The organism is Caballeronia sp. LZ033 (assembly GCF_031451265.1).
Taxonomy (GTDB): Bacteria; Pseudomonadota; Gammaproteobacteria; order Burkholderiales; family Burkholderiaceae; genus Caballeronia.
On record NZ_JARUXQ010000004.1, the window covers coordinates 40129 to 53596 of the forward strand.

The window sequence follows — 13468 nt, forward strand, 5'->3', positions numbered from 1 at the left end:
GCCGACGCGCCTTCGCGACAATGCGCACAACATTGAACGGAGACGCCCACGCCATGACCCCTCACGCCTTGTTCAGCGCGAACCTGCTGATTGCCTGGTCGGCGTATTTCGTCGGCACCGCGAGCCCCGGGCCGAGCAATCTCGCGATCATGTCGATCGCAAGCCAGTCCGGCCGCCGCGCCGCCTTTGCCTTCGCGGCAGGCGTGATGTCCGGCTCGTGCTTCTGGGCGATGCTCGCGGCGCTCGGACTGTCCGCGGCGCTCACCGCGTATTCGGGCTTTCTCACGGCTGTGAAGATCTGCGGCGGACTGTACTTGTTGTGGCTCGCGTTCAAGTCCGGACGCGCGGCGCTGCGTCCGCCGGTGCGGTCCTCCACCGCGCCCGCGCGCGACCTCGCCGCCCGTGCGCTCTACACGCGCGGCGCGCTGCTGCATCTCACCAATCCGAAGGCGATTCTCGTGTGGATGTCGGTGGCGGCGCTCGGCTCGTCGGCGGGCGAGGGGCCCGGTCACATGCTCGTGGTGGTGGCGGGCTGCCTGTGTATCGGCGCGAGCGTGTTCGGCGGCTATGCCGCGCTGTTCTCGATGCCGTCCGCACGACGCATCTATCAGCGCATGCAGCGCGGCCTCGACGGCTGCCTCGCGCTCGTGTTCGGCGCGGCTGGCATCCGTCTTCTGACCTCGCGTTCCTGACTTGCGGCGCATTGCGTACATGGCGTCGCCGATGGCGCATATGCAACGCCCGATGCAATTCTTTCGTCAATTGTTTTGCGCTCGGCTCCGCAGGCGACTACGCTCAAGCTAAACGCCAGACGGATCCCGAGCCCGATGCCGACCGACGATTCACCCCGCAGCACCCCTTCCATCGAATCCCGCAGCAAGGCACTAGGCGCCGATGTCTTGCGCACCGTGCGCGACGCCTTCGTGTCGCTGGGACGTGAACTCGCCGCCTTTCGCCCGACGTCCGCGCGCGCACTCTTCGCGACCCAGGCCATGCTCTCGGTCGCGCTGGCCGTCGCACTGGCCTACGCGTTCCATCTGACCAACATCTGGTGGGCCGCCATCAGCGGCTTCGCGGTCATGCAGTCGAAATTCTCCGCCTGCGCGCAGCGCGGCGTGCATCGCGTGGTCGGAACCGTGGCCGGGGCCATCATCGGCGCGCTTGCCGGTCCGCTGATCGGCGACGTCCCGTGGATCTTCGTGCCGCTGCTCGGCGTGATCGCGGGCGTCTCGGTGTATCGCGCGCTTGCGTCCGATGCGGGCTATGCGTGGGTGCTGGGCGCCGTGACGTCGATGATGGTGACCTTCGAGGCGCATCGGCTCGTGTCCGCGTCGGCGACGGCTTCGTTCGCGTTGTTGCGTGTCGCCGAAGTGGTGGTGGGGACGTGCGCGTGCGTGGCGGTGTCGGCGCTGTTTCACGCGGGCCTGCAACACTTCCGCCGCACGCGCGGCGCGGCGCCGGTGCCGCGTGCGCAGGCTGCGTCCACGGTGGATCGCGTCGATGGCGCGAGCACGCAGGCCATCACCGTGATGCCTTCGGACGCGGCGCAGGCGGTGCAGGCCGTGTCGGCTTCACACGTTGCGCGCGCCGCGCAGGTGGCCCGCGAGATGCGCAGAAGGCTTGCGTGGCAGAGCGCATGGGCGGTCATGATCCTGGCCGCGCTGGCTTATGCGTGGAACCTGCCGGGCTTCGCACAGGCGATGGTGACCGCCGTCGCCGTGCTGATCCTGCCGGCCTCGGCGCTCGGCAAGCCGACGCGCAAGCCCGTTGCGGAGCGCATGATCCAGCGCTTCATCGGCTGCCTGCTGGCGGGGGCCGTGAGTCTCGCACTGCTGCCCTTGCTCGGCGATTCACCTTTGTTCTGCATGATCGCGCTGTGCGCGGGCGTGTGGATCGGCTGTCACGTGCAGACCGGAGCGCAGGGCGCGAGCTATGTCGGCCGGCAGTTCAGCATCGCCTTCATCATGGTGTTCGTGCAGGATCACCACTGGTCGTCCGACCCGACGCCCGCCGCGCTGCGGCTCGCGGGCATTCTCGGCGGAATCGTGGTGCTGTCCGCCGTGATGGCGGCCAGTGCCGTCTGGTGGGAGAAACGAACCGTGCGCACGGCGATGCGGTGACAGCATGCCGTCCGCATCGCCACGTTCAGTCCATCACGCTTCTTCTGCCCAGGCCAGATTCTCGCGCGCCATCAACGCGCTGGACGCCGCCGGTCCGAACGTGCCCGCCGTATAGCCGCGCGGACGGTCGCCGAGTTCCTTCCAGCCGTTGAGGATCGGCTCGACCCACGTCCAGGCCGCTTCCAGTTCGTCGCGGCGCATGAAATGCGTGAGCCTGCCGCGAATCACGTCGATCAGCAGCCGCTCGTACGCCTCCGCGCGCCGCTGCGTCATGGCCTGCTGCAAGTCCAGATTGAGCGTCACCGGCTGCATGTGCATGCCGCTGCCGGGTTCCTTCGCCATCATCTGCAACTGGATGGATTCTTCCGGCTGCAGCGTGATGGTGAGACGGTTGCCGTAGTGACGCGGGCCGTCGGGGATGATCGAGAACGGCAGGTCGGCGAAATCGATGACGATCTCCGAGCGGCGATTCTGCATCCGCTTGCCCGTGCGCAGGAAGAACGGCACGTTGGCCCAGCGCCAGTTGTTGATATGCGCGCGCACGGCGACGAAGGTTTCGGCGCGGCTGTCGGCGGGCACGTTGGCTTCTTCCAGATAACCCTTCACCGCCTCGCCGCCCACGGCGCCGGCCGTGTACTGGCCGCGCACGGTGTCGCGCGCGATGTCGGCGACACTCATCGGCCGCAGCGACTTCAGCACCTTGAGCTTTTCGTCGCGCACGGCGTCCGGATCGAGCGAAACGGGCGGCTCCATCGCGACGATGCACAGCAGTTGCAGCAAGTGGTTCTGCACCATGTCGCGCAATGCGCCGGTATGGTCGTAGAAGCCCGCGCGGCTGCCCACGCCCACCGTCTCCGACACCGTGATCTGCACGCTCTTGATGTACGGCGCCTGCCACAGCGGGCCGAAGATCGCGTTGCCGAAGCGCAGCACCATCAGGTTCTGCACCGTCTCCTTGCCGAGATAGTGATCGATCCGGTAGATCTGCTCTTCCTTGAAGTGCTTGCCGACTGCGTCGTTGATGGCTTGCGCCGACGCCAGGTCGTGGCCGAGCGGCTTCTCCAGCACGACCCGGGCGTGGTCGTCGAGGATGCCGGCGCTGTCGAGGTTGTCGCAGATGGTCACGAACAGCTCGGGCGAGGTCGACAGGTAGAAGACCCGCTGCGAGCCCGGGCGCGCGGCCTGGCCGAGACGCTGGAAGTCGGACGGGTTCTCCACGTCGACACGCACGTAGTCGAACAGCGCGAGAAATTTGTCCCACGATTGCGCGTCGAACACCTTGTCTTCGATGAACGGCCGCGCCTGCGCCTCCATGAAGTTCTTCAGATAGTCTTCGCGCGTCCAGTCCTTGCGGCCGATCGCGAGAATGCGCGTGTCGGCGGGCAGGTTGCAGTGCGAGTGCGCCATGTACAGCGCGGGCAGCAGCTTGCGCGCCGCCAGGTCTCCGCCGCCGCCGAAGATGATCATGTCGAGCGGGCGTTCGTTCGAGGGAGAAGTCGGTTGGGTCATGGTGCGTGAGCCGTGAAGGGGTCTGAGAAAGCCAAAGGCGCGGCGATCGGTCAGGATCGGACGAGACAGCTATGTTGCATGTTTTGCCGGTTTTTTGCACGGCAGCGTGCCTGACGGCCGTTCGATTCGACGCCGTCGCGCCCGCGTGCGGCCGGTTGCGCCGGGCGTTTAGCCGTTGTAGCTCAACGCGGGATCCGCGCGCAGCGTGGCGACGGCGAGATCGAGGAACGCCCGCACCTTCTGCGCGACATGGCGGCCTTCGCGATGCACGAGATGAACGGGAATGGCGGGCGGCTCGAAGTCCGGGAGCACAACGGCGAGCCGGCCTTCCTGCACATATTGCGCGACCTGATATGACAGCAGCCGCGCGATGCCGAAGTCCGCGAGCGCGGCGCCGATGGCGGAGTCGTTGGTGGTCGTGGTCAGGCGCGGATGCGCGCGCACGAGCACCTGCCGCTCACCGTCGTAGAGGCGCCATTCGGGCGGCGTCGATGCTCCGGTGGACGAGATGATGACGTGCGTGGCGAGATCGTCGGGATGACGGGGCGTACCGTGTTCCGCGAGATACGCGGGCGACGCGCACAGCACGCGCCGCACGTTGCCGACCCGGATCGCCTGCAATGACGAGTCCGGCAGTTCCGCGATGCGCACCGCGACGTCGATGCCTTCGTCCACCAGGTTCACGACGCGGTCGACGAACCAGCAGTTGGCATCGGCTTCGGGATAGCGGCGCAGATAGTCGATCACGATCGGCGTGACGTGCAGGCGGCCGAACATGACCGGCGCGGTGATCGTGAGCACGCCGCGCGGCGACGTGTGCGTGCCGGTGGCGGACAGTTCGGCGGTCTCGATTTCGCCGAGTATGCGGCGGCAGTCTTCGAAGAAGCCGCTGCCGGCGTCGGTGAGGCGCACGACGCGCGTGGTGCGCGTGAGCAGGCGCACGCCGAGGTGTTCCTCGAGTTCGGTCACGACCCGGCTCACGACCGACGGCGACACCTCGAGCTTGCGTGCCGCCGACGCGAAGCCGCCGGTTTCGACCACCGTGACGAAGGTCGACATTGCCTGGATTCGGTCCATGGGAGAAGCGTTGCATGCCGGCTGAAAGGATGCCGTGCATTCTCGGGGATATGTGCGCGGGGCACAATCCACCGTCGCTGTCTCGGGGGCCTTTCCTGCCCTCACAAGTCGAGTTCGAGCGCAGCGTCCGAATCCGCTGCCGGCACGGCGCAGCAGATCAGGGCTTCGTCGTCGCCGACGTGAAACGCCGGTTCGTTCTCGTACGTCACCGCGCCTTTCGCGATGCGCGTCCGGCACGTGCCGCAGGTGCCACCGCGGCAGTTGAATTCCGGCGCGAGGCCGCTCGCTTCCGCGAGATCCAGCAGCGAACCGCCGTCCGGCTGCCATTGCGCCGCCGTGCCGGACTTCACGAACTGCACCGTCACCGGTTCGGCGGCGGCGGGACGCAGCGGCTTCACGTCCGCACCGCGATCCGCCGTGCGCCGCAACGCCGACGGACCAAAGGCTTCTGCGTGGATGCGCGTGTCGGCGACATTGAGCGCGCGCAGGCCGTCGTAGAGCGTTTGCATGAACGCGCCCGGGCCGCACAGGTAGAAGTCGTAGTCGTTGAACGGCAGGCGGCTCGTCAGCAGATCGAGATCAATCCGCCCCGACGCGTCGTAGTCGCGCCCGAGCACGGCGTCCCGCGTGTCGCTCAGCACGCGGATCAGGTTCACCGCGCCGCCCGAGCTTTGCACGAGCGCGTCGATTTCCTGAGCGAACGCGCGGCTGGCAAGCGCATGCGCCGACACGATCATCCAGGTTGGGCGTATGCGGCGCTTGCGCAGCCCTTCGTAGACAATGTGCCGCAGCATCGCGAGCATCGGCGTGATGCCGACGCCCGCTGCCATCAACACGGCTGGCCGCTTCTCCAACGCGTCGATCGTGAAATCGCCGGCCGGCGCGCGCGCCTCGATCGTGCTGCCGGTTCGCAACGTGTCGTGCAGCCAGGTCGAGACGCGGCCGTCGCGCTTCACGCTGATGCGGTACACGCCGTCCGACGGCGCCACCGAGAGCGTGTAGGTGCGGATCGACGGTTTCGTGTCGCCCGGCAACGTGACGCGGATCGGCAGATGCTGACCCGCGCGGTGCGGCACGAGCCCCGCGCCGTCGGCCGGTTCGAGATGGAACGAGCGGATCGAATCGCTCTCGTCGACGATCCGGCTCACGCGAAACGCGCGCCATGCATTCGCGAGCGCGGCGGCCTTCAGGCGTTCCGATACCTGCGTCCAGTCGCCGGTCATCAGTGCATTGGGCGACGCGCCGTCGTCGCGCGCCGTCCCGTGCAACGGCAGCGCATCTTCGCGGTACACGATGCGGTGCGGCTTGAAGCGCCACAGCCGCTCCGCGCCCTGGAAGGCGGCGATTTCCGGTGAATCGAGCAGCACGTGAGCCTCGCCCGAGAGTTGCAACAGCGTGCCGTGTTCGAAATCCGCGAACACGAGGCCGGCGCGGCCGTTCTCGAGAATGTTGCCGAGCGTGTTGAAGAACAGGTTGCCGGCGAAGTCGGGAATGGTGAGAAAGCCGTCGTCGGAGATGCGCACGAAGCCCGGCTTGCCGCCCCGATGCGACACGTCCACCTGCCGGTGCCCGTCATCGCGATCGAAGTACGACGCGACGTAGAACGAATCGGCGCCCGTGATCATGGCTTTGGCGCGCGGCGTCAGCGCGTCGAGTTCGACCGGCGCGACTGTGCCGGGCGTGCCCGGCTCGCGCACGAACTCGAAGTCGCGCAACTGGATGTATTGCGGGCAGTTGCCGTAGCTCTGCTCCACGGCGACGTCGAAGCGCGCCTGCGCGCCGTCGCGATGGATCACGCCGTTCATGCGGTTGCGGCGGCGCGTGTGCAGTTCGATGCCGAGCAAACCGATGGACGCGCCGTCCGCCATGCCGGTTTCGGCGGGATCGCGAGGATCGCGTGCGTGGCCGATGCGCAGCGTGTGTGCGTCGGGGGTCTGCATGAAACCGGGATGCCCGGCGATCAGCGTGGCCCACGGATCGCCGCGGCTGTCGACCGCGCCGACGACCACGAACGGCAGTTGCGCAAAGAACTGGCGATGCTGGTCCGGCATGTGGTCGCGCACGACGCGCCGGCCCATGCTGTCCATCCGCTCATGCACGCCCGCGGCCTTCTGCAGCGCGATTTCGCCGCGATGCCAGGGTGCGGGCGCGAGCTGGGGAACAGGATTGAGGACCGCTGGGCTGGACATGATGGGTTGCCTCCGCACGCCGGTGAGGCGGCGTCGCCGCCTCGGATGACTTTACGCCGCGAGCCCCGCGGCTGTCTTTTTGAAGGGAACGAAACCGGGCAGCGCCTCGACGCGGCGCAACCAGGCGTTGACGTTCGCGTAACCCGACAGATCGACGTTGCCTTCGGGCGCGCTCGCGATATAGCTGTACAGCGCGACATCGGCGATGGTCGGATGCGCGCTGCCGATGTCCGCGATCCAGTCACGCGAGGCCAGTTGGGCATCGATGACGCCGAGGATCGAATGAGCGCGCGCGATGACTTCTTCCGTGTTGAATCTGGCGCCGAAGACGGTGACGAGACGCGCGGCGGCGGGTCCGAAGGCGATCTGCCCCGCTGCAACCGACAGCCAGCGCTGGACGGCGGCTTCCTTGGCGGGATCGTGCGGCAGCCAGTTTGTATCGACCGACTTGCGGGCGAGATACACGAGGATGGCGTTCGAATCGGCGATGACGTGCTTGCCGTCGACCAGAACAGGAACTTGGCCGAAGACATTCAGCTTGAGGAAGTCCGGCGTCTTGTGGGCGCCTTTGGCGAGATCGACGAATTCTTCGTCATGCTCGATCGCCAGCAGATTGAGCATGAGTTGCGCACGGTGCGCATGTCCGGACAGCGGAAAGGTGTAGAGCTTCACGGCAAGATCCCCTGGTTGATTGTCGGCCGCGTTGCGGGTGCGGCCGGTGAATCAAGTATGGGTTCTTGCCTTCAAGGGGAGAATGGGACGGAAATTCAAATCACTCTTCTCGAAACGAGAATGGTGACGGGTAAAACGCTTCAAGACTCACCGCGCGGCAAGATTAATTCGAAGCTGGCACGTTTGCCTTATTGCCCGCGAGCGGCGAGCCATAGCCGCCGCTGTTGGCATTGTTCGGCAGGCCGTTGACGAGTTGCGCGCGGGGATCGGACGGATTGAGGTTGAGCTCGCCGGCCTGCGCATTGCCGTGGGATGGATATTGGCTGCCGAGCGGGGCATTCGGCATGAGCTTCGTGCTGTTCTGCGGCGCGTACATGTCGGTTTCCGGGCTCGGATGAAGCTGGGCGAGCGCGGCGGGCGCCGCCAGGATTGCGGCAAGTGCGAAGGTGAGGGACGTGCAACGCGGAATACTCACTTTCATGACAGGCTCCTGTGAGGATGGGCCATACAGATACCCAGTGTAGTCCTCCGGACGCAGGCATTTCCGCATCACCCTACCGCCGACCAGTCCAGCCTTTGTTCCTTATTTCTTCTTGTGTTTCTTGAGCTTGGCCTTGCGCTGCGGTTGCTCGTCGATGATGCGCACGCGATGCTTGTCCTTCATCTTCTTCCACTGCTTGCACTCGTCCTTCGTCCGCATGCAACCGATGCAGAAGCCGGTCTTGTCATCGAACTTGCAGATGCCGATACAGGGTGATTCGACTGCCATGATGTCCTTGTTCGTCGTTATGCAAAATGCGAGCGGCGACAGCAAGACCGTCGCATGTTCATTTGCGGGAAGCACGACGCGCTCCCGCATGTCCTCACCGTTGCAATGAATGAAGTAAAATCCGGCTCCCGCATCGTCTCACCTCAGGCGCGCGCAGGCGCGTCGAGCGGCACGCGCCTTGCTTGATGCGAAGCAGGCGGACAGCGACGTCGGCCGTGCCCCTTAGCCCTCTCCAGAAGCGAGCCGACTCCATGCCTCAAGCTCCCGGTCCGCGCCGGCCTCCCGCCAAGATCCTGCCGCCCGAGGCGCCGGGCGTGCGCGCGCTGGCCTCGCTGATTACCGGAGTCGTCGTGATCTGCGCGCTGTACTTCGGGCGCGCGGTGATGATCCCAATCATTCTCGCCATCCTGCTGAGCTTCCTGCTCGCTCCGTTCGTCGATTTCCTGCGCCGCCTGCGCTTCGGCCAGGTGCCTTCGGTGATCGTCGCGGTGGTGGTCGCGCTGTCGGTGCTGACGGCCGTGGGCGCGTTGATCGGCGCCCAGGTGGCGCAACTCGCCGGCGATCTGCCGAAATACCAGGTTGCCGTCGAGCGCAAGGTCGATGCCGTCCAGCGCGTCACGGTAGGCCGCGCCGACGAGTTCCTGGGCCGCGCGTCACGCGCCTTGAAGCGGATCTCGCCGGCCCGTGAGCAGGAGCAGAAGAACGAGGACAACCCGGCGTCGTCGCCCATCGACCAGCCGATGCCCGTCGAAGTCCACGAGCCGACGCCGACTCCGCTCGAACTCGCGCAGCGCTTTCTCTCGCCGGTCATCAGTCCGCTGGAAACCACCGGCATCGTGCTGGTGGTCGCGGTGTTCATCCTGTTGCAGCGTGAGGATCTGCGCGACCGCCTGATCCGCCTGTTCGGCTCGCGCGACCTGCATCGCGCCACCACCGCCATGGACGAGGCCGCGCGGCGCCTGTCGCGCTATTTCCTCGCGCAGCTCGGCATCAACATGGGCGTGGGCATTGTGATTTCCATCGGGCTTGCGATCATCGGCGTGCCGGGCGCGCTGCTGTTCGGCGTGATGACCGCGCTGTTGCGCTTCGTGCCGTATGTCGGGACGTGGATCGCGGCGATCGTCGCCGTGGTCTTCGCGGCGGCCGTCGGGCCCGGCTGGGCGATGCTCGTCTGGACCATCGTGCTGTTTGGCGTGACGGACATCGTCGCGGGGCAGGTGGTCGAGCCGCTGCTCTACGGGCACAGCACCGGTCTGTCGCCGTTCGCGGTGATCGTCGCGGCGATTTTCTGGAGCTGGATCTGGGGGCCGATCGGCCTCGTGCTCTCGACGCCGCTCACGCTCTGTCTCGTGATTCTCGGCCGTCACGTGGACCGGCTGGAGTTCCTCGACGTGCTGTTCGGCGACCGGCCCGCGCTCACGCCCGCCGAGAACTTTTATCAGCGCCTGCTCGCGAACGATCCCGACGAAGCGCTGGTCCAGGCCGAAACGCTGCTGAAGGAGCGTTCGCTGATCGCGTATTACGACGAAGTCGCGCTCGAAGGCCTGCGCTACGCGCACAACGACGTACTGCGCGGCGTGGTGACGGCGGACCAGTTGCGGCGGATCAACGAATCGGCGCTCGACATCATCGAAGGTCTGGAAGACGCCGCCGATACGGCCGTGACCGCGATTCCAAAGGAAGACCTGCCCGCGAGCTTCGAATCCCCCGACGAGAGGCCCGCGCTCCGGCCAGAAATGCCGCCCGCGCGTTTCGATCCGGAGAAGGAAGGGCACACGGCGTCGGTGCTGTGCATCGCCGGGCGCAGCGAACTCGACGATCTCGCCGCGACCATCGCCGTGCAGCTGTTCCGCAAGCACGGCCTGTATGCCGATCTCGCCGGCTACGAGCGCTTCTCGCGCGGCCGTTTCGGCGAAGTGGACCTGTCGGGCGTGATGATCATCTGCGTCGTGTCGTTCGACGCAGCCGAATCGCCGCCATATCTGCGCAACCTGCTGCGCCGGCTGCATCAGCGCGCGCCGGTGGCGGAGCTGATTGTCGGACTGGTGTTTCCGGATCGCGAGCTGCAGGGCGAAGTGCTGGTACGGACGAGTTCGGCGGCGGTTTCTTTCCGGGAACTGGTGGAGGCGTGCGTGGCCGCCGCGCGCCGTCAGACCACCGATGGCGCGCCGTGGGCCGGCCTGCGCGGCGCCGATGGCGAAGCCGCGCTCAACGGCCCGCCCGCGCCCAGCGACGCCCGCGAGGATGTGCCCGAACTGCGCAACGCTTGATGCCGCAGCTCAGCGGTTGCCGTCGAAAAGATCGTTGAGCATGGTGTCGAAGGCGGCCTGCGCGTCCTCGAGTTCCTGAAGCGCGGCGTCGAAGGTTTGCAGCGCCATCTGTGACGGACGGCCGTCGCCTTCGGGCGGAAACTGGGTTTGCAGCGCCAGGAAGGCGGATTGCACCTGGCGCGTGGCGTTGACGATACGTTCCATCGCTCGCGCTTCTTCCGCGCGATTGTTCTCTGCGGTCATCGGAGACACTCCTCGTGGGTCCTGCTTCGGCAATGCTCCGATAGTACCAAGCCATGCGGGTTTCGCGTTCCCGCCACGGCTGCGGTCCGCTTAGACGCGCGCGACGGTGAAGAGCCGCACGGCTTCGTCGAGCACCACGGCGCGCTCCGCGAGCCGTTGCGCCGTGGCCGCCGCCTGTTCGACGAGCGCCGCGTTCTGCTGGGTCGAATCGTCGAGATGGGCGACGGCCTGATTCACCTGCGCAATGCCGTCCGCCTGCTCGCCGCTGGCCTTCGCGACTTCCATGATGATCGTCGACACGCGGTTCACGGCCTCGTCGATGGCGCGCATCTGGCTCGTCGTGCGCGTGACGAGGCTCGTGCCTTCCGCGATCTGCGCGACGCTCGTCGCCACCACGCCCTCGATTTCCTTCGCCGACGCCGCGCAGCGCTGCGCGAGATTGCGCACCTCGGTTGCGACGACCGCGAACGAGCGGCCCGCCTCGCCCGCGCGCGCTGCCTCGACGGCCGCGTTCAGCGCGAGGATATTGGTCTGGAAGGCGATGCCGTCGATCACGTCGGTGATGTCCGCGATGCGCCGCGACGCCGCCGTGATGCCTGCCATCGTCTGCTCGACCTGGCTCGCGATGCGTCCGCCATCGTCGGCTGCGGCCTGCGCTTCGCGGACGAGTTCCAGCGCGCGCACGGTGGCGTCGGCGTTGCCCTGCACGGTCGTGGTGAGCTGGTCCATCGTCGCGGCGGTCTGTTCGAGCGAGGCCGCCTGCATCTCCGTGCGGCGCGACAGATCCGTGTTGCCGCTCGAAATTTCGTTGGCGGCGTCGAGCATGCCGCCAATCTGCCCGCGCACGTCGAACACGATGGCCGCGAGATTCGCCTTCAACTGGCCGAGCGCGCGCTGGACGTCGCCGAGATCGTCGTGGCGGGCATCGGGCATGTCGACGGTCAGATCACCGGCGGCCATGCGCGCGGCAAAGCCGGACATCGTGCGCACGGGCGCATCCACCTGTCGCGACAAGGCGAGCCAGCCCGCCAGGCCGACCACCGCGCCCGCGCCGAGCGCGTACCAGAAGGGCAGCGGCGGCGCGCCGTGCCAGCCGGCCAGCGCGGCAAGCAGCATCGCGACGGGCATGGCCGCGAAGCCCAGTCCCAGACGCGCGCGGACCGGCAGGTTCGCGAGCGCCGCGAGCTGTCCCGCGAAGCCTTTTCTCACGAGCGCGCCACGCACCAGCCGGTGCGACGCATCGCCGGTCTTCAGTTGCGCGTACAGCGTGGCGGCTTCGCGCACTTCGTCGCGCGTTGGCTTCACGCGCACCGACAAATAGCCGACCACCTTGCCGTGCTCCATGACCGGCGTGACGTTCGCGCGCACCCAGTAGTGATCGCCGTCCTTGCGGCGATTCTTCACCAGCGCGGTCCAGGACCGTCCGGCGCGGATGGTCGCCCAAAGATCGGCGAACGCTTCGCGCGGCATGTCGGGATGGCGGATCAGATTGTGCGGCTCGCCAATCAGCTCTTCGCGCGAAAAGCCGGAGACGGAAACGAAGGCGGGATTGCAGTACTGGATGTTGCCGGAGAGATCGGTGGCGGAGACGAGCATCTCCGAGGCGGGAAATTCGAACTCTTGCTGGGTAATGGGCTGATTGTTGCGCATGATGTCCTTGCTTCGTTCTCGATGCGCGCCGTTCGTCGGGAGCGGCGCGCCGTGACTTACAAGGACATAACGGCTATATCCCCACAATCTTGAGGGGAATCCGAGCAAAACGCTCAAGTGCAGCGGGCTTTATGCCGATAACGCGCGCCCGCCGCGACGCGCTTTTTATTGCGCGCTCCAGCCGCCATCGATCTGCAGCGCCGAGCCGCGCATCTCGCTGGCGGCATCGGAACAGAGGAATACGGCCATGTCGCCGATCTGCTGTGCCGTCACGAATTGCGCCGACGGCTGCTTGTCGCCGAGCAGCTTGGTGCGGGCGGCATCGGCGGAGAGCGACTCGCGGGCGGCGAGATCGTCGATCTGTTTCTGCACCAGCGGCGTCAGCACGAAACCCGGGCAGATGGCGTTGACCGTCACGCCGCTGCGCGCGTTTTCGAGCGCGGCCACCTTGGTCAGGCCGAGAATGCCGTGCTTCGCAGCCACGTAGGCCGACTTGCCCGCCGAGCCCACCAGCCCGTGCACCGACGCAATGTTGATCACACGGCCCCAGTTGCGCGACCGCATCTGCGGCAGCGCGACGCGCATCGTATGGAACGCCGAACTCAAATTGATCGCGATGATGGCGTCCCAGCGGTCCACCGGAAACTCGTCGATGGTCGCCACGTGCTGAATGCCCGCGTTGTTCACGAGGATGTCGAGGCCGCCGAACGTGTCGTTCGCGAAGGCGATCATCGCTTCGATCTCGTCCGGCTTGGTCATGTCCGCCGGGTGATGCACGGCTTTCGCGCCGGCTGCCTCGATCTGCTTGAGCGCGCCTTCGACATCGCCGAAGCCGTTGAGCACGAGGTTCGCGCCCGCGTGGGCCAGCGCCGTCGCGATGCCGAGACCGATGCCGCTCGTCGAGCCGGTGACCAGCGCCGTCTTGCCGGCGAGCGAAGTGTTCGATGCGGTTTGAGTCATACGCGGTGA

The 13468-nt window shown here is 66.7% G+C and carries 12 protein-coding genes; 3 read left to right on the forward strand and 9 right to left on the reverse strand.

The window, feature by feature from the left end; genetic code table 11:
• Positions 1 to 53: 53 nt before the first annotated feature.
• Together QCE62_RS27570 and QCE62_RS27575 are read left to right on the forward strand one after the other, a co-directional pair.
• Positions 54 to 692 (forward strand): LysE family translocator, encoded by a 639-nt coding sequence (locus QCE62_RS27570; RefSeq protein WP_309925442.1) that lies wholly within the window; start codon positions 54 to 56, stop codon positions 690 to 692.
• A gap of 135 nt (positions 693 to 827) precedes the next feature.
• Positions 828 to 2120 (forward strand): FUSC family protein, encoded by a 1293-nt coding sequence (locus QCE62_RS27575; RefSeq protein WP_309925444.1) that lies wholly within the window; start codon positions 828 to 830, stop codon positions 2118 to 2120.
• A 33-nt stretch (positions 2121 to 2153) separates the two neighbouring features.
• On the opposite strand, the gene zwf is transcribed toward QCE62_RS27575, so the two are convergent.
• The 6 genes from zwf to QCE62_RS27605 all read right to left on the reverse strand — a co-directional run bounded on the left by zwf (position 2154) and on the right by QCE62_RS27605 (position 8336).
• Positions 2154 to 3629 (reverse strand): glucose-6-phosphate dehydrogenase, encoded by a 1476-nt coding sequence (gene zwf / locus QCE62_RS27580; RefSeq protein WP_309925447.1) that lies wholly within the window; start codon positions 3627 to 3629, stop codon positions 2154 to 2156.
• Between the two features lie 168 nt (positions 3630 to 3797).
• A complete protein-coding gene (locus QCE62_RS27585; protein ID WP_309925449.1) occupies positions 3798 to 4706 on the reverse strand; it encodes a LysR family transcriptional regulator in 909 nt (302 codons plus the stop codon).
• Positions 4707 to 4807: 101 nt separating this feature from the next.
• A complete protein-coding gene (locus QCE62_RS27590) occupies positions 4808 to 6895 on the reverse strand; it encodes a pyridoxamine 5'-phosphate oxidase family protein (protein ID WP_309925451.1) in 2088 nt (695 codons plus the stop codon).
• A 51-nt stretch (positions 6896 to 6946) separates the two neighbouring features.
• Positions 6947 to 7567, reverse strand: coding sequence for a glutathione S-transferase (locus QCE62_RS27595; protein WP_309925452.1), 621 nt, complete (start codon positions 7565 to 7567; stop codon positions 6947 to 6949).
• Positions 7568 to 7730: 163 nt separating this feature from the next.
• Complete coding sequence (locus tag QCE62_RS27600) at positions 7731 to 8048, reverse strand: hypothetical protein (RefSeq protein ID WP_309925454.1); 318 nt, start codon at positions 8046 to 8048, stop codon at positions 7731 to 7733.
• 102 nt (positions 8049 to 8150) lie between these two features.
• Positions 8151 to 8336 (reverse strand): DUF1289 domain-containing protein, encoded by a 186-nt coding sequence (locus QCE62_RS27605; protein WP_309925456.1) that lies wholly within the window; start codon positions 8334 to 8336, stop codon positions 8151 to 8153.
• Between the two features lie 251 nt (positions 8337 to 8587).
• On the opposite strand from QCE62_RS27605, the gene QCE62_RS27610 reads away from it, so the two are divergent.
• Positions 8588 to 10606, forward strand: coding sequence for an AI-2E family transporter (locus QCE62_RS27610; protein WP_309925458.1), 2019 nt, complete (start codon positions 8588 to 8590; stop codon positions 10604 to 10606).
• A 9-nt stretch (positions 10607 to 10615) separates the two neighbouring features.
• On the opposite strand, the gene QCE62_RS27615 is transcribed toward QCE62_RS27610, so the two are convergent.
• The 3 genes from QCE62_RS27615 to QCE62_RS27625 form a co-directional block, all read right to left on the reverse strand.
• Positions 10616 to 10849 (reverse strand): hypothetical protein, encoded by a 234-nt coding sequence (locus QCE62_RS27615; protein ID WP_061120011.1) that lies wholly within the window; start codon positions 10847 to 10849, stop codon positions 10616 to 10618.
• 90 nt (positions 10850 to 10939) lie between these two features.
• Positions 10940 to 12499, reverse strand: a complete 1560-nt coding sequence (locus tag QCE62_RS27620; RefSeq protein WP_309925461.1) for a methyl-accepting chemotaxis protein — start codon at positions 12497 to 12499, stop codon at positions 10940 to 10942.
• A 165-nt stretch (positions 12500 to 12664) separates the two neighbouring features.
• A complete protein-coding gene (locus QCE62_RS27625; RefSeq protein ID WP_309925464.1) occupies positions 12665 to 13459 on the reverse strand; it encodes a 3-hydroxybutyrate dehydrogenase in 795 nt (264 codons plus the stop codon).
• Positions 13460 to 13468: the final 9 nt, after the last annotated feature.

What these genes read in the sequence shown, in the direction of transcription:
- QCE62_RS27570 (WP_309925442.1), top strand. Translation starts at nt 54, where the DNA reads ATGACCCCTCACGCCTTGTTCAGCGCGAACCTGCTGATTGCCTGGTCG.
- QCE62_RS27575 (WP_309925444.1), top strand. Translation starts at nt 828, where the DNA reads ATGCCGACCGACGATTCACCCCGCAGCACCCCTTCCATCGAATCCCGC.
- zwf (WP_309925447.1), bottom strand. Translation starts at nt 3,629, where the DNA reads ATGACCCAACCGACTTCTCCCTCGAACGAACGCCCGCTCGACATGATC.
- QCE62_RS27585 (WP_309925449.1), bottom strand. Translation starts at nt 4,706, where the DNA reads ATGGACCGAATCCAGGCAATGTCGACCTTCGTCACGGTGGTCGAAACC.
- QCE62_RS27590 (WP_309925451.1), bottom strand. Translation starts at nt 6,895, where the DNA reads ATGTCCAGCCCAGCGGTCCTCAATCCTGTTCCCCAGCTCGCGCCCGCA.
- QCE62_RS27600 (WP_309925454.1), bottom strand. Translation starts at nt 8,048, where the DNA reads ATGAAAGTGAGTATTCCGCGTTGCACGTCCCTCACCTTCGCACTTGCC.
- QCE62_RS27605 (WP_309925456.1), bottom strand. Translation starts at nt 8,336, where the DNA reads ATGGCAGTCGAATCACCCTGTATCGGCATCTGCAAGTTCGATGACAAG.
- QCE62_RS27610 (WP_309925458.1), top strand. Translation starts at nt 8,588, where the DNA reads ATGCCTCAAGCTCCCGGTCCGCGCCGGCCTCCCGCCAAGATCCTGCCG.
- QCE62_RS27615 (WP_061120011.1), bottom strand. Translation starts at nt 10,849, where the DNA reads ATGACCGCAGAGAACAATCGCGCGGAAGAAGCGCGAGCGATGGAACGT.
- QCE62_RS27620 (WP_309925461.1), bottom strand. Translation starts at nt 12,499, where the DNA reads ATGCGCAACAATCAGCCCATTACCCAGCAAGAGTTCGAATTTCCCGCC.
- QCE62_RS27625 (WP_309925464.1), bottom strand. Translation starts at nt 13,459, where the DNA reads ATGACTCAAACCGCATCGAACACTTCGCTCGCCGGCAAGACGGCGCTG.